23 protein-coding genes and 1 pseudogene are annotated in these 19,496 nt (G+C 72.3%); 6 read left to right on the top strand and 18 right to left on the bottom strand.

Annotated features, from left to right (window positions below):
• The first annotated feature begins 27 nt into the window (after positions 1 to 27).
• Positions 28 to 369: a PadR family transcriptional regulator gene (locus tag I847_RS0112450; RefSeq protein WP_028049957.1), complete on the top strand. Its 342-nt coding sequence runs from the start codon at positions 28 to 30 to the stop codon at positions 367 to 369.
• The gene (locus I847_RS23535) at positions 369 to 878 is read left to right on the top strand and encodes a hypothetical protein (protein WP_051274857.1); all 510 of its coding nucleotides are present in this window, start codon (positions 369 to 371) and stop codon (positions 876 to 878) included. The genes I847_RS0112450 and I847_RS23535 overlap by 1 nt, the downstream gene beginning before the upstream one ends.
• An 8-nt stretch (positions 879 to 886) precedes the next feature.
• Here I847_RS23535 and tsaD read toward each other — a convergent pair whose 3' ends face one another.
• Positions 887 to 1,927, bottom strand: a complete 1,041-nt coding sequence (gene tsaD, locus I847_RS0112440; protein ID WP_028049956.1) for a tRNA (adenosine(37)-N6)-threonylcarbamoyltransferase complex transferase subunit TsaD — start codon at positions 1,925 to 1,927, stop codon at positions 887 to 889.
• An 86-nt stretch (positions 1,928 to 2,013) separates the two neighbouring features.
• Here tsaD and I847_RS0112435 point away from each other — a divergent pair, with 86 nt between their 5' ends.
• Positions 2,014 to 2,655 (top strand): malonic semialdehyde reductase, encoded by a 642-nt coding sequence (locus I847_RS0112435; protein WP_051274856.1) that lies wholly within the window; start codon positions 2,014 to 2,016, stop codon positions 2,653 to 2,655.
• A 42-nt stretch (positions 2,656 to 2,697) separates the two neighbouring features.
• On the opposite strand, the gene I847_RS0112430 is transcribed toward I847_RS0112435, so the two are convergent.
• Genes I847_RS0112430 through I847_RS0112400 form a run of 7 tightly spaced genes read right to left on the bottom strand, consistent with a single transcriptional unit; the run spans position 2,698 to position 8,414 of the window.
• Positions 2,698 to 3,501, bottom strand: a complete 804-nt coding sequence (locus I847_RS0112430) for a sulfurtransferase (protein ID WP_028049954.1) — start codon at positions 3,499 to 3,501, stop codon at positions 2,698 to 2,700.
• A complete protein-coding gene (gene rimI, locus I847_RS0112425) occupies positions 3,498 to 3,956 on the bottom strand; it encodes a ribosomal protein S18-alanine N-acetyltransferase (protein ID WP_028049953.1) in 459 nt (152 codons plus the stop codon). Before rimI ends, I847_RS0112430 begins: the two co-directional genes overlap by 4 nt.
• Positions 3,953 to 4,663: a tRNA (adenosine(37)-N6)-threonylcarbamoyltransferase complex dimerization subunit type 1 TsaB gene (tsaB, locus tag I847_RS0112420; protein WP_028049952.1), complete on the bottom strand. Its 711-nt coding sequence runs from the start codon at positions 4,661 to 4,663 to the stop codon at positions 3,953 to 3,955. Before tsaB ends, rimI begins: the two co-directional genes overlap by 4 nt.
• A gap of 4 nt (positions 4,664 to 4,667) precedes the next feature.
• Positions 4,668 to 5,183 carry a tRNA (adenosine(37)-N6)-threonylcarbamoyltransferase complex ATPase subunit type 1 TsaE gene (gene tsaE / locus I847_RS0112415; RefSeq protein ID WP_028049951.1) on the bottom strand — a complete coding sequence of 172 codons (516 nt, stop codon included), beginning with the start codon at positions 5,181 to 5,183 and terminating at the stop codon, positions 4,668 to 4,670.
• Positions 5,180 to 6,343, bottom strand: coding sequence for an alanine racemase (gene alr / locus I847_RS0112410; RefSeq protein WP_051274855.1), 1,164 nt, complete (start codon positions 6,341 to 6,343; stop codon positions 5,180 to 5,182). The genes tsaE and alr overlap by 4 nt, the downstream gene beginning before the upstream one ends.
• A complete protein-coding gene (locus I847_RS0112405; protein ID WP_028049949.1) occupies positions 6,340 to 6,966 on the bottom strand; it encodes a nucleoside/nucleotide kinase family protein in 627 nt (208 codons plus the stop codon). Before I847_RS0112405 ends, alr begins: the two co-directional genes overlap by 4 nt.
• Complete coding sequence (locus tag I847_RS0112400) at positions 6,963 to 8,414, bottom strand: bifunctional ADP-dependent NAD(P)H-hydrate dehydratase/NAD(P)H-hydrate epimerase (protein WP_028049948.1); 1,452 nt, start codon at positions 8,412 to 8,414, stop codon at positions 6,963 to 6,965. Before I847_RS0112400 ends, I847_RS0112405 begins: the two co-directional genes overlap by 4 nt.
• Before the next feature lie 71 nt (positions 8,415 to 8,485).
• Here I847_RS0112400 and I847_RS0112395 point away from each other — a divergent pair, with 71 nt between their 5' ends.
• A complete protein-coding gene (locus I847_RS0112395) occupies positions 8,486 to 9,472 on the top strand; it encodes an LLM class F420-dependent oxidoreductase (protein WP_028049947.1) in 987 nt (328 codons plus the stop codon).
• Here I847_RS0112395 and I847_RS0112390 read toward each other — a convergent pair.
• Complete coding sequence (locus I847_RS0112390) at positions 9,469 to 9,822, bottom strand: holo-ACP synthase (protein ID WP_028049946.1); 354 nt, start codon at positions 9,820 to 9,822, stop codon at positions 9,469 to 9,471. The two genes, I847_RS0112395 and I847_RS0112390, sit on opposite strands and share 4 nt — an antisense overlap.
• On the bottom strand, positions 9,819 to 11,675 hold the full coding sequence (gene glmS / locus I847_RS0112385) for a glutamine--fructose-6-phosphate transaminase (isomerizing) (protein WP_028049945.1): 1,857 nt from the start codon (positions 11,673 to 11,675) through the stop codon (positions 9,819 to 9,821). The genes I847_RS0112390 and glmS overlap by 4 nt, the downstream gene beginning before the upstream one ends.
• A gap of 54 nt (positions 11,676 to 11,729) precedes the next feature.
• Here glmS and coaA point away from each other — a divergent pair, with 54 nt between their 5' ends.
• Complete coding sequence (gene coaA / locus I847_RS0112380; protein ID WP_028049944.1) at positions 11,730 to 12,680, top strand: type I pantothenate kinase; 951 nt, start codon at positions 11,730 to 11,732, stop codon at positions 12,678 to 12,680.
• Here coaA and I847_RS25710 read toward each other — a convergent pair.
• From I847_RS25710 to I847_RS23520, 7 genes are all read right to left on the bottom strand, one after another.
• Positions 12,677 to 13,243: a hypothetical protein gene (locus tag I847_RS25710; protein ID WP_155856133.1), complete on the bottom strand. Its 567-nt coding sequence runs from the start codon at positions 13,241 to 13,243 to the stop codon at positions 12,677 to 12,679. The genes coaA and I847_RS25710 overlap by 4 nt on opposite strands.
• Positions 13,244 to 13,387: 144 nt before the next feature.
• Entirely contained in the window at positions 13,388 to 14,068 is a 681-nt protein-coding gene (locus I847_RS23525; RefSeq protein WP_231384208.1) for a DedA family protein, read from the bottom strand.
• A gap of 116 nt (positions 14,069 to 14,184) precedes the next feature.
• Positions 14,185 to 14,898, bottom strand: a complete 714-nt coding sequence (locus tag I847_RS0112365; RefSeq protein WP_369751730.1) for a peptide deformylase — start codon at positions 14,896 to 14,898, stop codon at positions 14,185 to 14,187.
• The gene (gene glmM, locus I847_RS0112360) at positions 14,895 to 16,244 is read right to left on the bottom strand and encodes a phosphoglucosamine mutase (RefSeq protein WP_028049941.1); all 1,350 of its coding nucleotides are present in this window, start codon (positions 16,242 to 16,244) and stop codon (positions 14,895 to 14,897) included. Before glmM ends, I847_RS0112365 begins: the two co-directional genes overlap by 4 nt.
• 130 nt (positions 16,245 to 16,374) lie before the next feature.
• Entirely contained in the window at positions 16,375 to 16,863 is a 489-nt protein-coding gene (gene rpsI / locus I847_RS0112355) for a 30S ribosomal protein S9 (RefSeq protein ID WP_028049940.1), read from the bottom strand.
• A 38-nt stretch (positions 16,864 to 16,901) separates the two neighbouring features.
• Positions 16,902 to 17,351 carry a 50S ribosomal protein L13 gene (rplM, locus tag I847_RS0112350; RefSeq protein WP_028045033.1) on the bottom strand — a complete coding sequence of 150 codons (450 nt, stop codon included), beginning with the start codon at positions 17,349 to 17,351 and terminating at the stop codon, positions 16,902 to 16,904.
• A gap of 218 nt (positions 17,352 to 17,569) precedes the next feature.
• Positions 17,570 to 18,511, bottom strand: a complete 942-nt coding sequence (locus I847_RS23520) for a LysR family transcriptional regulator ArgP (RefSeq protein WP_034610147.1) — start codon at positions 18,509 to 18,511, stop codon at positions 17,570 to 17,572.
• A 72-nt stretch (positions 18,512 to 18,583) separates the two neighbouring features.
• Here I847_RS23520 and I847_RS0112340 point away from each other — a divergent pair, with 72 nt between their 5' ends.
• The gene (locus tag I847_RS0112340) at positions 18,584 to 19,180 is read left to right on the top strand and encodes a LysE/ArgO family amino acid transporter (RefSeq protein ID WP_028049939.1); all 597 of its coding nucleotides are present in this window, start codon (positions 18,584 to 18,586) and stop codon (positions 19,178 to 19,180) included.
• 1 nt (position 19,181) lies between these two features.
• Here the strand turns inward: I847_RS0112340 and I847_RS23515 are convergent.
• Positions 19,182 to 19,496 (bottom strand): annotated as a pseudogene (locus tag I847_RS23515) (PKD domain-containing protein); the annotation flags it as partial.

The following is a 19,496-nucleotide window of genomic DNA, read 5'->3' as shown; positions in this document are numbered from 1 at the left end:
CCTACTACTAGGCATAGCGTGTGGCTCATGGACGAGCCACGAGACCCGCAGCTGCTCAAGGGCGTGCTGCCCATGCTCGTGCTCGCCCTCCTCAGCGAGCGCGAGTCGTACGGCTACGAGCTGGTCACCCGGCTGCACGACAGCGGGCTGGACGACATCGCCGCCGGCACGGTCTACCCCGTGCTCAACCGCCTCGAGCGCGACGGGCTGATCTCCTCCCGCCTCGTCGCCTCCACCGCGGGCCCCGCCCGCAAGTACTACCTGCCGACGACGACCGGCACCGACCAGCTCTGGGCCACCGCCCGCTCGTGGCGGCAGCTCTCGGTGACCGTCGAGCACGTCCTCGAACGCACCCCGAAGGAGAACTGATGCTGCGCGACACGTTCCGACGCGAGGCCTACCTGCTGCGGTTCAGCTGGGCGGTGCAGGACTTCCCCCAGTACGTACGGCTCAAGCGCGAGCTGCGCAACGAGCTCGACGCCACCGCCGCGGAGGTGGGGATGAGGCAGGCCATCGCCGATCTCGGGCATCCGCGGGTGCTCGCCGACGGCTACCTGGCCGAGCTGGACCGCAGCATGCCCCGATGGAACACCGGCGGCTGGTGGGCCGCCCTCACACTCGGGGCGCTCGTGGCCCTCGGGATGGCGTTCGGCGTCGGAGCACTCACCACGCTCGAGCAGCTCGGCGGCGGGACGACGACAGCGACGTTCCTGGGCGCGACGACCACCTTCACCTGGACCGACGACGCGATCTCGGCCGGTGCGACGCTCACGTGGCAGTTCGCGGTGTTCCTCGTCCTGGCGCTGCTGGTTCCGTACCTGGTCGGCGCACGGTTCTGGCGGCTCTGGTCGACCTCGCGCTCGCTCCAGCGCGCGTGACCTTCCCCTCAGACCAGGACCTGCGTGAGCGGCATCGAGGAGTCGACCGGTAGGTCGAGCGACGACGGCGGCAGCCCGCGGCGCACGACGGCGGAACCGAGCGCGGCGATCATCGCTCCGTTGTCGGTGCAGTAGCGGATCGGCGGGATGCGCAGGGTGATTCCCGCCTCCGCGCAGCGCTTGGCGGCCATGTCACGCAGCTGGGAGTTCGCGGAGAACCCGCCGCCGATCACGAGGGTCGCGACGCCGTGCTTCTTGGCTGCCGCGATGGTCTTGGCCGTCAGCACGTCCGCGACGGCCTCGGCGAACGAGGCCGCGACGTCGTTGAGCGGGAGCTCCTCACCCGCGTCCTGGCGGGCCTCGACCCAGCGGGCGACGGCCGTCTTCAGCCCGGAGAAGGAGAAGTCGGCGGCGTGCGCGGCCTGGTCCTTCGGGGCGGTGAGACCGCGCGGGAAGCGGATCGCGGTCGGGTTGCCGTCACGAGCCAGGCGGTCGATGTGCGGGCCGCCGGGGTAGGGCAGGCCGAGCAGGCGGCCGACCTTGTCGAACGCCTCCCCCGCCGCGTCGTCGAGCGTCGAGCCGAGCTCCGTGACGTTCACGGTGTCGTCGATCATCAGGAGCGACGAGTGCCCGCCGGACACCACGAGGGCCATCACACGCTCGGGAAAGGCACCGTCGACCAGCTCGTCGACCACGGCGTGCCCGATGACGTGGTTGACGCCGTACAGCGGCTTGTCCAGGGCGAGGGCGAGCGCCTTGGCTGCGGCCGCGCCGACGGTCAGCGGACCGACGAGCCCCGGGCCGGCCGTCACCGCGATGGCGTCCACCGCTCCGAGCGACACGTCCGCGGTGGCCAGCGCCCGCTCGATCGTCGGGACCATCGCCTCCAGGTGCGCCCGCGAGGCGATCTCCGGGATGATCCCGCCGAACCGCGCGTGCTCGTCGACCGAGCTGGCCACGGAGTCGACGAGGAGGTCGAGACCGCGGACCAGCGCGACGCCGGTCTCGTCGCACGACGTCTCGATCCCGAGCACCAGGGGTTCAGCCATGCGGGGAGTTTATCTGCGCGGCTCCACGTGACCGGCGTCACGCCGCCGAACGGAACATCGACAAGTAGTTGACGGTTCAACGACACATGACCACAGACACCACAGTCCTGGACGGCCTCGACTTCCCGACGCCCGCGTTGGCCGTTGCCGACGACGTCGCCGACCTCCTCTTCCGCGAGGCACGCACCGTCGCCGAGTTCCTCCCGGGCGAGGTCACCGACGAGCAGCTCGCCGCGGTCTACGACCTGGTCAAGTGGGGCCCGACCGCGATGAACACGGTGCCGCTGCGCCTGCTCGTCGTGCGTAGCCCGGAGGCCCGCGAGCGCCTTGCCGCCCTGATGAACGAGGGGAACCGCGAGCGCGTGCTGGCCGCCCCGGTCACGCTCGTCGTCGCCGCGGACACCGGCTTCCACGAGCACCTGCCGACGCTCGCGCCGCACGCGGCCGCCTTCAAGGACGTCCTCGAGGGCCAGCCCGAGACGCGTGAGCAGATGGCGCGCACCAGCGCGCTGATCCAGGCCGGCTACCTGATCGTCGCTCTGCGCGCTGCCGGCCTGGGCGCCGGACCGATGGCGGGCCTGGACTTCCCGGGCGTCGACGCGGAGTTCTTCCCGGACAACGGCTGGAAGTCGCTGTTCGTGATCAACGTCGGCACCATCGAGGGCACGGGCACCCACCGCGCCCGCGCGGAGCGCCTGAGCTTCAGCCAGGTCTCGAAGACCGTCTGACTCTCCTCGACGAAGGCCGCGACCCTCGGGTCGCGGCCTTCGTCATGCCCCCGTCGCGACCGGCCGGGTCGGGTCGTTCGACCACTGCGACCACGAACCGGGGTAGAGCGCGGCGTCGATGCCGATGCTCGCGAGTGCGGCGACCTCGTGCGCGGCGGTGACACCCGAGCCGCAGTAGACGGCCACGGGACGACTGAGCTCGGCGAACCTGCGTCGCAGCGCCTCGTCGCTGAGGAAGGTGCCGTCGGCCTCGAGAAGCCAGGCCGTCGGGGACGACAGCGCACCGGGGATGTGGCCCGCCTGCGGGTCCACGGGCTCGACCTCGCCGCGGAAGCGCTCCGCGGCGCGCGCGTCGAGCAGCGAACCGTCCCAGCCGGCCGCCGCATCGGCGTCGATCGTGGCCAGCGCGCCTCCGGACAGGACGACGTCGCTCGGCGTCGGGGTGACCTCGCCGGCCTCGAGCGGGCCGGTCCACGCCCCGAGGCCGCCGTCGAGCAGCCGGACGTCGCCCAGACCCGCCCAGCGCAGCAGCCACCAGGCACGCGCCGCCGACATGCCGCCGACGGCGTCGTAGGCGACGACCGGGCGGTCTGCGCGCACACCCCAGCGGCGCGCGGACGACTGGAGGTCGGACGGCAGCGGGTGCCGTCCGTCCCGCGCGGTCGGCGGGTCCGCCAGCTCCGTCTCGAGGTCGACGTACACCGCGCCGGGCAGGTGGCCAGAGACGTAGCGCGCGTGCCCGTCCGTCTGGCCGAGCGCCCAGCGCACGTCCAGCAGGAGCGGACTGCGCGGTCCGGCGAGCTCAGCCTCGAGCGCTTCCGCGGTGACGAGGACGTCGTACCTCATGGGGGCTCTCCTCGCAGGTCCAGTCGCATGGTCCAGGCGTCGATGTTGCCCGGTTGGTAGTAGGCGCGGCGCTTGCCCAGCCGCTCGAAACCGGCGCTCTCGTACAGGTGGATCGCCGGCTCGTTGTCGACGCGGACCTCCAGCAGGACCACGGCGGCGCCGACCTCCCGGGCCCGCGCCAGCAGGTTGTCGAGCATCAACCGCGCGAAACCCTGACCCTGGAACTTCTCCTGCGTCCCGACGGTCATCACCTGGGCGTCGTAGCCGTCGAACCACAGACCCGCGTAGCCGACGAGGTCCCCGTCCTGCTCGACGCCCACATACCAGCGCCCGGGTCCGACCAGCTCGTCGGCCAGCCCCTCCGGGGACCAGGCGGCCGGGCCGAACAGCTCGCCCTCCAGGCGGACGAGCGTCGGCAGGTCGGCAGCCGTCAGCGGCCGGACGAGCACCGTCATCCGAGTGCGCGCTTGCGTTCCGCGGGCGGCACGGCGTCCGGGCGACGCAGGTAGAGCGGTTCGGTGTCCAGAGCCTCGTCGGACCGCTGCAGGGACAGTCGTGCCAGCTCCGCCGGGTCCGGGTCGCGCAGGCCTTCGAGCAGGTCGGGGCTGATCGCCACGGCGCCGACGGGGGCGACGACCGGACCGTCCGCGACGAACACGTCCCGGTAGAGGTCGGCGCCCCTCCCGATCACGAGCGCACCGTTCGTCGGCACCTCGGCAGCCGCGCCCACCGCCGGCGGGACGAGCACCTCGATCCGGCCCGGACCGGCGAGCCGGTAGAGCGACCAGTAGACCTCGCGCCGACGCGCATCGGTCGCGACGAGGACGTCGGTCCCCGGAGGAAGTCGTCGCGACGCCGCCGCCGCGATCGCGTCGAGGCTGGGCACGCCGCGGGCGGGGATGCCGAGCGCCAGCCCGAGCGTCCGAGCGGTCACGAGGCCGACCCGCAGGCCGGTGAAGGGCGCGGGCCCGGTGCCGACGACCACCGAGGTCAGGTCGCGCCGGTCCACCCCTGCGTCCGCCAGAACAGCGGCGATCATCGGGGTGAGGAGCTCGGCATGGTGCCGTTGCTGCTCGTCGGACCGGGCAGCCAGCAGGCTGCCGTCGTCGTCGGTCAGGCTGACGGCGACGGCAGCGGACGTGTCGAGAGCGAGGACGGGCACGGTCTCAGCCTGCCATCGAACCCGGCAGCGCCGGGTCGGGAAGGGCGACGCCGGCCCATCGGGCGCCCACCGGGGTCAGCGTGACGACCCGCTCGCCCGCCGCCGCATCGTCGAGCTCCTCCAGCGACCCGCCGCGCGGCCGTTGCAGCCTGATCTCCAGGCGGTCGTCGGCGAGCCCCTCGACCCAGCCCTCGCCCCACTCCACGACCGTCACGGCCTCGTCGAGGCTCGCGTCGAGGTCGAGCGCGTCCACCTCGTCGAGCGAGCCCAGCCGGTAGGCGTCCACGTGCACGAGAGCGGGCCCGCCCGCGAGCGACGGGTGCACGCGCGCGATCACGAACGTCGGCGAGGCCACCTGCCCACGCACCGAGAGCCCGGCGCCGATGCCCTGCGTCAGGGTCGTCTTCCCGGCACCCAGGTCGCCCGTGAGCACGACCAGGTCGCCCGCGCGCAGCACGCCCGCGAGCGCCCTCCCGAACGCCCGGGTCGCCTCGGCGTCCGGGAGTCGTACCTGCGTCATGCACCCTCCTCGCTGTCCACGTACACGCGCGGCACCCGCGCACCCAGGCGGGTGACGATCTCGTAGGAGATCGTCCCGGCCGCGCGCGCCCAGTCCTCGGCCGTCGGCCCGCCGTCCGCGCCGGTCCCGAACAGCTCGACCGTGTCGCCCGCCTGCTCGGCTGCGTCGGGGCCCAGGTCGAGCACCACCTGATCCATGCAGACCCGCCCGGCCACGCCCACGGTCCGCCCGCCGACCCGCACGGGACCGCCCGGGTGGTCCTGCGTCCCGGAGGCGTGCCGCGGCACCCCGTCGGCGTAGCCCAGCGGCACCAGACCCAGCACGGTGTCCCGCGCCGTGACGTACTGGTGAGCGTACGAGACACCCGAACCCGCGTGTACGTGCTTCACGTTGGCGAGCTCGGCCTCCACCGTCATCGCCGGAACGAGCCCGAACTCCTCCGGTCCGCCCAGCTGTGGAACCGGCGACAGGCCGTAGACGGCGATCCCCGGGCGTACGAGGTCGTAGTGGGCGGCCGGAGTCGTCAGGGTCGCCGCGGAGTTGGCCAGGTGGCGGACCTCGAGCCGGGCGCCGGCAGCCTCGACGGTCGCCAGCACCTCGCCGAAGACCTGGGCCTGGAGCCGGACCGTCGGGTGCGTCGGCTCGTCGGCCAGCGCGAGGTGCGACCACAGGCCGACGACGTCGATCACGCCCTCGGCCTGCAACGCCAGAGCCGCCGGGAGGAGGGCGACGAGATCGGCCGGAGTCGCACCGTTGCGACTCAGGCCCGTGTCCACCTTGAGCTGCACCCGGGCCGTTCTCCCGGCCGCCCGTGCGGCCGCCTCCACCTCGTCCAGCGCCCAGGCGGCCGAGACGGTGACGTCGACGTCGGCCTCGATCGCCTCCCTCAGGGGCGCCCCGGGCGCGTAGAGCCATGTCAGGATCCGGGGTTCGACGATCCCCGCCCGGCGCAGCTCCACGGCCTCGCTCACCTGGGCCGCCCCGAGCCACGACGCTCCACCGGCAACTGCTGCGCGCGCGGACGGGACCAGGCCGTGGCCGTACGCGTCCGCCTTGACCACGGCCATGACCTGCGCACTCGGAGCGTGTGCGGCCAGTGACGACACGTTGCCGCGGATCGCCGCGAGGTCGACGACGGCTCGCGCGGGGAACTGGCTCACGGCGCCCAGTCTCCCATCCCCGGGCCCACGATCACGGACGCCCGCTGAGCCGTCGCCGCGACCAGCCTGGCGTTCGCCTCGTCGGGACCGTCGGCCCACGCGCGCGCAGCCTCGGGCGGCTTGCCGAACTCCTCGTGCCTCGCCACCAGTCGGCTCAGCCGGACCTCGTCGGGCGGCGCGAGGAACCACGACTCGTCGAGCAGGCCGGCCACCGGGCCGAACCCGTGGTCGTCGAGAAGCAGGTAGTTGCCCTCCGTCACCACGAGCGGCACGTCGGCAGGTACGGCGATCGCGCCGGCGACCCCGTTCTTCAGGTCACGGCGGTACTCGGGCGCGTACACGGTGCCCGGCTCGGAGCGCAGCCGCCGCAGCAACGCCACGTAGCCGGCGGCGTCGAACGTGTCCGGCGCACCCTTGCGACCCGCCAGGCCGAGCCGGTCGAGCTCGGTCTGCGCGAGGTGGAACCCGTCCATGGGCACCACGACGGCGCGCGACCCGACGGTCTTCGCCACCTGGGCGGCGAGGGTGGACTTCCCGGCCCCGGGGGCGCCGACGAGCCCGAGGATCCGCCGTCCACCCGAGGCCAGGAGCGCGTCGAGCCTTGCCCGCAGCTCGTCGTTCACGGTCCGTCGACCAGCGCGGCGACCGTACCGGGAATCGCCTCGGCGACCGCGGTGGCCGAGATCGGACCGCCCGGGTTGGCCCGGTGAGCGGCGCGGCCATGCACCAGGGCGGCCGTCGCGGCGAGCGCGGCAGCGATCGTCGGGTCCTCGTGGATCGCGTCGACCCGAGCAGCCAGGAGCGCCCCCAACAACCCGGCGAGGACGTCACCCGCACCCGCGGTGGCGAGCCACGCAGGCGCGTCGGCCTGCGCATAGGTGGCGCCGTGCGCACCGACCACGAGCGTCACGGGCCCCTTGAGCAGCACCGTCGCTCCGGTGAGCTCGTGCGCCCGGCGGGTCCAGCGCAGCGGCTCCTCCTCGACACCCGCCCGGTCGACGTGCTCGCCACGCCCGACGAGCAGCGCCGCGAGCTCGCCTGCGTGCGGCGTCAGCACGGCGTGCGGACCGACCCGTTCAGGCAGCAGCTCGAGCGCGCCCGCGTCGATGACCGCCGGCTCACCGCCGGTGACCACGTGCTCCAGCGCGTACGCGATCCGGCGTCGCTGGCTCGCGTCGTCCGCCGAGACTCCCGGCCCGAACACCCAGGCCTGGACACGCCCGTTTCCGACGACCACCTCGGGGTTGTGCGCGACGACAAGGTCCCCGACGTCCCCCAGGTAGCGCACCATGCCGACGCCCGCACGCAGTGCGGCGCTCGTCGCGAGGATCGCGGCCCCCGGATACGCCCGGGACCCGGCAACGACCCCGACGACCCCTCGGGTGTACTTGTGCGCTTCTGCCGTCGGTACAGGCCACAGCGCCGCTACGTCGCTCGCCTCGAGCCGAGCCACGGCCGGGTTGCCGCCGAGGGGAAGGCCGATGTCGACCACCTCGACGCGCCCCGCCCGTCGCGCGGCCGGCGGCAGGAGCAGCCCCGACTTCGCACCGCCGAACGTGACCGTCACATCGGCGTCGAGCACGGTCCCCGTCGCCCGGCCGTCGTCGACCCCGATCCCCGACGGGACGTCCACCGCGACGACGAACGGGCTCCCGACGAGTGCGTCGACGATCTGCGCGGCGCGCCCCCGAAGTCCCGAGCCGTCCCCGCCGATGCCGACCAGCCCGTCGAGGACCAGATCAGCGTCTGTGGGTTGATCGAGCACGCGACCACCGGCGGCCGTCAACGCCGCAAGGCCGCCCTCGTGCACACGGTCTCCCGCCAGCACGGCACGCACGTCGACGCCCCGCCGCGCCAGCAGCGCACCCGCGTACAGGGCGTCTCCCCCGTTGTTCCCCGACCCGGCCAGGACGAGCACGCGCGAGCCGCCGACCCGGCCACGGAGCTCGCGCAGCACACCCGCGACACGCACGTGCAACGCGAACGCGGCCCGCTCCATGAGCGGCTCGCCGGCGGCCAGCAACGGCTCCTCGGCGGCTCGGACCTGCGACGACGTCCACGACTCCAGCACGTGCCCATCCTGTCGGCTCCGCGCGAGCCGTGCGAACGCGGGCGGCGCGAGACGGAGGTAGCCTGCCGGGCATGCGCTTCGGACTCTTCATCCCCCAGGGCTGGCGGCAGGACCTCACAGGCATCGAGGCCCGCGACCACTGGCAGGTGATGAACGGACTGGCTCGGCACGCCGACGAGGGGGACGCGTTCGAGTCGATCTGGGTCTACGACCACTTCCACTCGGTACCGGCACCGAACGGCGAGGCGGTGCACGAGGCGTGGAGCCTGATGAACGCGTTCGCCGCCTCCACCAGCCGCGTCCGCCTCGGTCAGATGTGCACCTGCATGGCCTACCGGAACCCGGCCTACCTGGCCAAGGTCGCAGCCACGGCGGACGTCATCTCCGGCGGCCGCATCGAGATGGGCATCGGCGCCGGCTGGTACGAGCACGAATGGCGTGCGTACGGCTACGGCTTCCCGCGCGCCGGCGAGCGGCTCGCGATGCTCGACGAGGGCGTGCAGATCTTCAAGCAGCTGTGGACCAACGGCACCGCGACGCTCGACGGCCGCCACTACCAGGTCGACGGCGCGCAGCTGGCCCCACTTCCCCTGCAGCTCGACGGCCCCCCGTTGTGGATCGCCGGCGGCGGCGAGCAGAAGACCCTGCGCATCGCTGCCGAGCACGCGCAGTACACCAACTTCGACGGCACCCTCGAGGGCTTCGCGCACAAGTCGTCCGTGCTCCGCGGGCACTGTGACGACATCGGTCGCCCGTTCGACGAGATCACGCGCTCGTCCAACTACAACGTCGTCATCGGCGAGACCGAGGCCGACGTCGACGACCGGATCGCCTGGGCCGAGGAGCACCTGTCCAACACCGTCCCGGAGAAGGCCGCCGCCGAGGCCGAGAGCCTGCGCAACGGACCGCTGGTCGGCACGCCCGAGCAGATCGTCGAGAAGCTGCAGGCTCTGCGGGACATCGGTCTGGGGTACGCGATCACGTACTTCCTCGAGGCCGCCTACGACCGCTCAGGCATCGAGCTCTTCGAGTCCCAGGTGGTGCCCGCGCTGCGCTAGTCGCGTTCCGCGACGACGACCGCGGACGCGATGCCCGCGTCGTGCGAGATGGACAGGTGGAACCGGTCCACCCCGGCCGCGGAGGCGGCTGCCGCGACGGTGCCCACCACCTCGACGACGGGCTGCGCCCCGGCGACGCGACGCACGGTCGCGTCCTGCCAGCTCATGCCGGCCGGTGCGCCGAGGGCCTTGGCGATCGCCTCCTTGGCGGCGAACCGCGCCGCCAAGGACGTCTCCGGCATCTCGCGCTCCTCCGGTGTGAACAGCCGGTCCCGCAGGGCGGGGACGCGGTGCAGGGTCGCGACGAACCGGGCCACGTCGACCACGTCGATACCGACCCCGACGATCACTCGACCGTGACCGACTTCGCCAGGTTCCGCGGCTGGTCGACGTCGAGTCCCTTGGCCGTGGCGAGCTCGCAGGCGAAGATCTGCAGCGGTACCACGGCGAGCAGGGGCGCGAGCAGCGTGGACGTCTGCGGCACGTAGAACACCTCGTCCGCGTAGGGCCGCACCGCGTCGTCGCCGTCCTCGGCGATGACGAGGGTGCGTGCGCCCCGGGCGCGGATCTCCTGGATGTTGGAGACGACCTTCGAGTGCAGCGAGTCGCGGCCGCGCGGCGAGGGCACGATGACGAAGACCGGTTGGCCCTCCTCGATCAGTGCGATAGGCCCGTGCTTCAGCTCGCCCGCGGCGAACCCCTCGGCGTGGATGTAGGCGAGCTCCTTGAGCTTGAGCGCACCCTCCAGCGCCACCGGGAAGCCCACGTGCCGGCCGAGGAAGAGGACCGACGTGGTGTCCACCATCGACCGCGCCGTGTCCCGCACGCGGTCGGCGCGGTCGAGGACCTGCTGGATCTTGTCGGGCATGGCACGCAGCTCGGCGAGGATCGCGGCGACCTCGTCGGCGTACTTGTTCCCGCGCAGCTGCGCGAGGTACAGGCCGAGCAGGTACGCGGCGGTGATCTGCGCGAGGAACGCCTTGGTGGAGGCGACGGCGATCTCGGGGCCCGCGTGCGTGTAGAGCACCGCGTCGGCCTCGCGGGGGATGGTCGACCCGTGGGTGTTCACCAGCGCGAGCACCTTGGCCCCCTGCTCCCGCGCGTGCCGCACGGCCATGAGGGTGTCCATCGTCTCGCCCGACTGCGACACCGCGACGACGAGCGTGCGCTCGTTGACCACCGGGTCCCGGTAGCGGAACTCGTGCGCGAGCTCGACCTCGACGGGGATCCGGCACCAGTGCTCGATCGCGTACTTGGCCACGTGCCCGGCGTACGCGGCGGTGCCGCACGCGACGACGACGATCTTGTCGACGGCACGCAGGACCGACTCGTCGATGCGGACCTCGTCGAGGACGAGGCGACCGTGCGCGTCCGTGCGGCCGAGCAGCGTGTCCGCGACGGCGTGCGGCTGGTCGTGGATCTCCTTGTCCATGAACGAGCGGAAGCCGCCCTTCTCGGCGGCCGCGGCGTCCCAGTCGACCGTGTAACGGCGCGCCTGCGCGGGCAGCCCGTCGAAGCCGGTCACCGTGACCGTCCCGGGGGTGATGGTCACCACCTGGTCCTGGCCCAGCTCGAGTGCCTCGCGCGTGTGCGAGATGAAGGCGGCGACGTCGGACCCGAGGAAGTTCTCCCCGTCGCCGAGACCCACGACGAGCGGCGAGTCGTGCCGGGCGCCGACGACGACGTCAGGCGCGTCCTCGTGCACCGCCAGAAGGGTGAACGTGCCGTGCAGCGCCCGGGCGACCTCCGTCATCGCCGTCGTCAGGTCGCCCGTGGACTCGTAGGCGCGGGCGATCAGCTGCGCGGCGACCTCCGTGTCCGTCTCCGACTCGAACTCGACTCCCTGCCCGACGAGCTCGGCCTTGAGCGTCGCGAAGTTCTCGACGATGCCGTTGTGGATGACCGCGAGCTTGCCGGCGACGTGCGGGTGGGCGTTCACGTCGGTGGGTCCGCCGTGCGTGGCCCAGCGGGTGTGGCCGATCGCCGCGGTCGACGTCGGCAGAGGTCGCAGGTCCAGCTCCTCGACGAGGTTGGCCAGCTTGCCGGCCTTCTTGGCGGTCGCCAGCAGGCCGTCGGGGCTGACCAGCGCGACACCGGCCGAGTCGTAACCGCGGTACTCCAACCGCCGGAGCCCTTCGAGCACCACGTCCAAAGGACGATCGCTGGCTACCTGGCTTCCGACGTACCCGACGATTCCGCACATGGCGGGGAGTCTACCGGCGCGCCCGTGGCACCCTGGCTCGGGCACAATCGTCCCGTGCCGCCCTCGCTCAGCCTGGCCACCCCCTTCGTCGACCTCGACCGCGACGCCTGGGCGCGCCTGTCCGCCTCGACGCCCCTGCCACTGACGGATGCCGACGTCGAGCGCCTCGCCGGTCTGGGCGACCCCATCGACCTGGCCGAGGTCGACGTCGTCTACCGCCCGATCTCGCGACTGCTCGACCTGCACATCGAGGCGACCCGCGGGCTGCACGCGGCCTCGAGCACGTTCCTGCGCGAGGACGTCGGCGGCACCCCGTTCGTCATCGGGGTGGCCGGTTCGGTGGCCGTCGGCAAGTCCACCACCGCGCGCGTGCTGCGCGAGCTGCTCGCCCGCTGGCCCGCCACGCCCCGCGTCCAGCTGGTCACCACCGACGGGTTCCTCTACCCGAACGCCGAGCTCGCCCGGCGCGGCCTGATGGAGCGCAAGGGCTTCCCGGAGTCCTACGACCGTCGCGCGCTGCTGCGGTTCGTCTCCCAGGTGAAGGCCGGTCGGCCCGAGGTCACCGTCCCGGTGTACGACCACCTGACCTACGACATCGTGCCGGGTCGCGAGATCGTGGTCAGCCGGCCCGACGTGCTCATCGTCGAGGGCCTGAACGTCCTGCAGCCCGCCCGGCCGTCGTCCGAAGGCCCCTCCAGTCTCGCGGTCAGCGACTTCTTCGACTTCTCGATCTACGTCGACGCCCGCACCGCCGACGTCCGGCAGTGGTACGTCGAGCGGTTCCTGCGCCTGCGGGAGACCGCCTTCGCCCGGCCCGAGTCCTACTTCCACCGGTTCGCCGCGCTGAGCGACGCCGAGGCGGTCGACCGCGCGGAGACGATCTGGGACTCGATCAACGCCCCGAACCTGCTCCAGAACATCCTGCCGACGCGCAGCCGCGCCACCCTGGTGCTCACCAAGGGCCCCGACCACGCGGTCCAGCGCGTCCGGCTGCGCAAGCTCTAAGGCGTCGGCCGCACCGGGTACTTCACGCTGTCGGTCTCCTCGAGCTTCGCCAGGGCCTTCGAGACCTTGCTGCTCGGCACACCGCAGTGATCGGTCGGCCAGGTCGGGCGCAGGGCTCGGCCCAGGGCGTCGACGAGCCAGAGCGCCGAAGGGGCAGCCGCCGCCACCTGCGCGGAGCTGCAGGTCCCCTCGCGCCGGGCCGACGGCTTGCGCAGGGCCGCCACGAGCGGCTCGAGGTCACCCTCGCGGTGGCTGGCGGTGAGTGCGAGCCAGGTGCCCGCCGCATCGTGCAGCGAGCCGTCCGGGGTGCAGACCACCACGCTCACGGGCACGAAGTCGTCCGGCACCCTGCCGGGCGCAGCCGAGGCGGTCGGGATCCTCTGGGCGTCTTCCGCGGCGGCGGGCACGAGACCGAGGTCGTCGAGCACGTCGGGCGACATGCAGTCGGCCACCGGCGCCACGACCGCGGTGGGCACCGGGTCGGCGGGAGCCGAGCTGCAGGAGCTGACGACGAGGGCTGCGGGCAGCGCCATCAGCGCCGTCCACCTCGCCCACCTGGCCATCTCGCCTCCCGCTCGCCGCTCGCAGCCCATGCCGCGGCGCACCCCCTGCGGGTGTCAGAACGAGATGGGAGTGCCAGCTTCACCGTTGGCACACACCGAGAGTAACGGCGGTCACGGGCGTAATGACGCTGCGATACCGGATCGTTAGGCCGCTGGGGCCGATCGTGAGCGTCCCGTGACCGGAAGCACAGGAACGGTGGCGAGCTCGATGACCTCCGCGGACTCCGACTCCTCGGGGCGCTTGCGGGTCAAGGCACTCAGGACCCGGTCGATGACGACACCGAGCGCCAGTCCGCCGACCATCCCCGCGCCGACGGCGACCAGCGTGTGGTCACCGAGCCACGCCCCCGCACCGATGCCGATCAACGCGGCGTAGCCGGACCAGGTCACGGCGGCGATCGCGGTGAGCCCGACGAACCGACGCCGCGGGTAGCCCACCGCTCCAGCCGTCATGTTCACGGCCACCCGACCGACGGGGATGTAGCGCGCCGCGATGATGAACGCGGCACCCCGCTCGGCCAGCGCGCGCTCGGCCCAGTCGATCGCCGCCTGCCCGCGCGCCGAGCGGAGGATCCGGAGCTGGCGCACCCGGACCTTGCTGCCGATCTGGTACGCGATCTGGTCGCCCGTGAACGCGCCCAGAGCGGCGACGAGCATGACGAACCAGATGTTGGGCTCACCGCTCGAGACCGCCACCGCCGCGAGCGCGATCACCAGGGACTCGCTCGGCACCGGCGGGAAGAAGCCGTCGACGGCAGCGAACAGGAAGAGGACGGCGAAGATCCACGGGGACCCCGCGAGGGCCAGCGCCCACGTCTCGATCACCTGATTCCCCCGCCGTAGCCGTCCGTCGTCGTGCTCCACGGTAGGCAGCGCAGGTACCTGCCGGACATGGGGGAAACCCCCGGATAGACCCTGGGGTATGCCCCACCGACCCTGAGTCAGTCCAGCGGGAACCCGAGTGCGTGGCTCGCCCCGGCGGGCGCCGGTTCGGCGGCCCACCGGGCCCCGAAGCCGTCGGTCGCTGCGAGCGAGCGCAGCTCGGCGCGGTCGAGGTAGAGCGTTCCACGCAGGTGGTCCGTCTCGTGCTGGACGATCCGCGCGGACCAGCCCGTCACCAGCTCGTCGAGCTCGACGCCCTGCTCGTCGAGACCCGTCAGGCGCACCTGCCGGGCGCGCGCCACGACCGCGGTGTAGCCGACGACGCTCAGGCAGCCCTCGTAGAACGACGACCGCTCGTCACCGACCGGCTCGTACGAGGGGTTCACCAGGACTCGGTACGGGAACGGCTCGCGCTCCCGGGCGGTCGCGTGCTCGGCGGACGTCGTCCCCGGGTCCTCCAGCACCGCGATCGCCAGGGGCAGACCGAGCTGCGGTGCGGCCAGGCCGACGCCCGGCGCCGCCCGCATCGTGCGGTGCATGACGTCCAGCAGCGCTGCGAGCTCCTCGTCGGAAAGCTGCGCGTCGTACGGCGTCGACTCGGCGCGGAGCGCCGGGTGCCCAGCCTGCACGATCGGCGCGATTCCCCGCGCATCGCGCGTGCCGGCTTCGATGATCCACAACGCCGTGTCCCGCAGCGCCTGGTCCCACTGGGGGCCCGAGTGCCGAGCTGGACTCACCCGCGCCGTCGGCGGACCTGCCTCCAGCGCGCTCACAGAGCGAGCCGTTCCTTCACGACGTCGGCCAGGACGCGGGCCACCCGGTCCGCCTCTGCCTGCGTGGCGGCCTCGACCATCACGCGCACCAGGTTCTCGGTTCCCGACGGCCGCAGCAGGACGCGGCCCGTGTCGCCCAGTCCCGCCTCGGCGAGCCGCACGGCGTCCAGCAGGGGTCCGTCGGCGTCGGTCCTTCCCTTGTCGACCCCGGGCACGTTGACCAGCGTCTGGGGCAGCCGACGAACGATGCTCGCCAGCTTCGCGATCGGCTCGCCGGTCGCCGCGACCCGCGCGGCGAGCTGCAGGGCGGTCAGGACGCCGTCGCCCGTCGTCGCGTGCGCGGCCATGATGATGTGCCCCGACTGCTCTCCGCCGAGCGCGTAGCCGCCCGCGCGCATCGCCTCGAGCACGTACCGGTCGCCGACCGCCGTGTGGATCGTGGCGATCCCGGCCTCGGTCATCGCGATCTTCAGGCCCAGGTTGCTCATCACGGTGGTGACCAGGGTGTTGTCCACCAGGTCACCGCGGTCGCGCATGGACACCGCCAGGATCCCCATGATCTGGTCGCCGTCCACGAGCACACCGGACGCGTCCACGGCCAGGCAGCGGTCGGCGTCCCCGTCGAACGCGACGCCGAGGTCCGCACCGGAGGCGACGACGGCAGCCTGCAGCTGCTCCGGATGCGTCGACCCGCAGAGCTCGTTGATGTTGCGGCCGTCGGGCGACGCGTTGATGACGACGACGTCGGCCCCCGCAGCCCGCAGGGCGACCGGACCGACCTCGCTGGCGGCACCGTTCGCGCAGTCGACCGCGATGCGCAGGCCGGTCAAGGGCGCGTCGATCGTGCTGACCAGGTGCTCGACGTACTGCTCACCGGCGCGGCCGGTGTCGACGCGGATGCGTCCGACAGCGCCACCCAGCGGCCGTTCCCACGCCTCGCCCATGCGCGCCTCGATGGCCGCCTCCAGCTCGTCGTCGAGCTTGTGGCCGCCGCGCGCGAGGAACTTGATGCCGTTGTCGGGCATCGGGTTGTGCGACGCCGACAGGACGACGCCGATGTCGACGCCGAGGTCAGCGGTCAAGAAGGCCACGGCCGGTGTCGGCAGGACACCCACGTTGTTCACGTCGACCCCCGCCGAGGCCAGGCCGGCGGAGACCGCCGCCGCCAGGAACTCCCCCGACGCACGCGAGTCGCGCCCCACGATCGCCCGCGGCCGATGGCCCTCGAACTCGCCGAGCGACCCGAGCACGTGCGCCGCCGCGACCGACAGGTCGAGCGCCAGCTCCGCGGTGACGTCCCGGTTGGCGAGCCCTCGCACGCCGTCCGTACCGAATAGTTGCCCCATCGTCCTCAGACTCCTTCGTCGTCGCGAGGCTGGGGCGAGAATCCCACCGCCCACGCGTTGATGCTCCCAGACATGCCGATGGCCCCGCGGGTCGTGAGACCTGCGAGGCCATCGGGCCGAAGAGCGTCGATCAGCGCTTCGAGTACTGCGGAGCCTTGCGGGCCTTCTTGAGACCGGCCTTCTTGCGCTCGACGACGCGGGCGTCGCGGGTCAGGAAGCCGGCCTTCTTCAGCGCCGGGCGGTTGTGCTCCTCGTCGATCGCGTTCAGCGCGCGGGCGATGCCCAGGCGCAGCGCACCGGCCTGGCCGCTCACGCCACCGCCGGTGATGCGGGCGACGACGTCGAAGCGACCCTCGACGTCGACCAGCTTGAACGGGGAGTTGACGAGCTGCTGGTGCACCTTGTTGGGGAAGTAGTCCTCGAGCGTGCGCCCGTTGATCTTCCACTGACCGGTGCCGGGGACGATGCGCACGCGGGCGATCGCCTCCTTGCGGCGACCGAGCGCGTTGGCCGGGGCCACGTTGCTCAGACCGCGCCCGGTGGGCGCGACCGTCTCGGAGGTGTAGCTGGTGGGGGTGTCATCGCCCTCGAGGTCGATGTCGACCGTGGTCTCTGCCACTGGTTTCCTCGCGTCCTTGTTCTCTGCGCTCAGCCGGCTCACGCCTGCTGAGAAACCTGGGTGATCTCGAAGGGCTTCGGCTGCTGCGCCGCGTGCGGGTGCTCCGCACCGGCGTAGACCTTGAGCTTGGTGAGCTGCTGGCGCGCGAGCGAGCTCTTGGGGAGCATGCCGCGGACCGCCTTCTCGATTGCGCGCTCGGGGTGCTTCTCCAGGAGGTCGGAGTAGGCCACGGCGCGCAGGCCACCCGGGTATCCGGAGTGGCTGTACGCGAGCTTGTTCTCGCGCTTGTTGCCGGTCAGGGCCACCTTCTCCGCGTTGATGACGATGACGAAGTCACCGCCATCGACGTGCGGAGCAAAGGTCGCCTTGTGCTTGCCGCGCAGCAACGTGGCCACGTGAGTGGCCAAGCGGCCCAGGACGACATCGCTTGCGTCGATGATGTACCAGTTCCGCTCGACGTCGCCGGGCTTCGGGGTGTACGTACGCACGGTCGTCAGCCTTCGTTTCGTTGCGAATCTTGTCGCGGCGGGAACTCGCAGGGTGCGGGTCCGCCGATGAGAACTCTCGTATGGCATCCGGACGGCGAGCGGGAACGCACCAGCCCAGCCGTTCTGGCTCGGTGCTGAGTACACCGGCGCTCGAACGGGGACGCACAACGACTCATTAGGTTACCGGCCGCCCTGGCGGAGGGTCAAAACGCGGTTCGTCACACCGCCGCGGGAGGTCCGTGCCGTCGCACCGGCCGCAGGGCCGCCGACGCCGCGCGCACCACCCTGTCGGTCAGGTCGTCGAGCGTCGGCGTCCGCAACGCCCAGTGCTGCCAGTACAACGGGACGTCCAGGGTGCGCCCGGCCCGCACCTCGACGAGCGCCCCCCGTTCGAGGCCGTCCCGGGCCGCGACCTCGGGCACCATCCCCCAGCCGAGCCCCGCCTCGATGAGCCCGACGAACGCCGACTGCGACGGGACGTAGTGCACCATCGGCGTCACCGTTCGCCTGCCGACGACGGCCGCGACGAACCGTTCCTGCAGGCCATCCTCCCTGTTGAACGCCAAGAGCGGCGCCGTCGCGAACGCTTCCGCGGTCAGCCCGTCGCCGAACCAGCGGTCCTTCCTGTGCGGTGCAGCCACCGCGAGGTAGCGCATCGCGCCGAGGCGCCGGACGCGACAGCCCTGCACCGCACGCGGGTCCGCCGTGACCGCGGCCATCACCGTCCCGTCCCGGAGCAGCCCCGCCGACAGGTCCTGGTCCTCGCGGCGCAGGTCGAGCAGGACGTCCGGCGGGAGGTCGGCGACGGCCGCGGGGAACCAGGTCGACATCGAGTCGTCGTTGACGGCTACCGGTAGCCGGCGGGACGCCCCTCCCGTGCGCGCTGCGCCCGCACCGCCGGGAGCAGGCACGAGCTGGCCGAGCGCATCACGGCCCAGCAGGTCCACCTGACCGGCCAGGCGGACCAGGATCTCGCCGTCCTCGGTGGGCTTGCACGGACGCGTGCGGAGCACCAGCACGCGTCCGACCTGCAGCTCTAGGGCTTTGACCCGCTGGCTGACCGCCGAGGGGGTGATGTGCAGACGTTGCGCGGCCGCGTCGAAGGTGCCCTCGTGGACCACCGCCGCGAGGGCGCCCAGCTGGTCGGGATCGAACGCCACATGAATGATCCTAATGCTTCATACGGATCCTTAACTGGTCTTAAGCAAGTGCGTCCGTCTACCGTCACCGTCATGCTCTCCGCCGCCCTCGCCGGGTTCCTCACGATGATGAGCCTCATCGTCGCCATCGGCGCCCAGAACGCCTTCGTGCTTCGGCAGGGCATCCGACGGGAGCACGTCCTGCCCGTGGTGGTCCTCTGCTCGGCAGCTGACGCGCTCCTGATCGTCGCGGGCATCGCCGGCCTCGGCGCGGTCATCGCCAACCATCCGGCCGTCCTCACCGTCACCAAGTACGTCGGTGCCGTGTTTCTCCTGGTGCTCGCGTTCGGCTCGTTCCGGCGCGCGCAGCACCCCGAGGTCCTCGATCCGGCGGCCTCCGGCCCGGCCAGCCTCTCGGCGGTCGTGACCACGTGCCTCGCCCTGACGTTCCTCAACCCGAACGTCTACCTCGACACCGTCGTGCTCATCGGCTCGCTGGCGCACCAGCACGAACCTGATGCGTGGGTGTTCGGCTTCGGGGCCGCCCTGGCGAGCATCGTGTGGTTCGTGGCGCTCGGGTTCGGCGCCGGCTACCTGCGTCCCCTGTTCGCCCGTCCGCGCGCGTGGCAGGTCCTCGACATCGTCATCGGCCTCGTCGTGACGACGATCGCCGTGCTGCTCGTCCTCTGAGTCAGCAGCCGGGTTGGTGGGGGTCCTGGTTGCAGTCCTTGGCGACGAGGTGTGCGCGGCGTTCCTCGACGTCGAACGGTGCGGCGGCGCTGGTGGTCTCGGCGGTGCCGACGACGTCGTGCCACTGGTCGTCCCCGTCGACCCGGTAGCGCCCCGACCAGGTCGTGGTCAGCGTCACCGTCACCGTGCCCAGCGTGGTGTAGACGTGGGTGAGGTCCTGGTGGGGGTAGGCGTGCCCGGGGCTGGTCGTGCGCAGGTGCGCGCTGCCGTCCCCGAAGTCCCACGTGAACGTCGTCGGTGTCGCGACCACGTCGAG

Origin of the sequence: Cellulomonas sp. URHD0024 (assembly GCF_000426185.1) — a bacterium.
Classification (GTDB): Bacteria; Actinomycetota; Actinomycetes; order Actinomycetales; family Cellulomonadaceae; genus Cellulomonas.
Note: the sequence above shows the minus strand (reverse complement) of the source record. Positions and strands in the feature narration are given on the sequence as shown.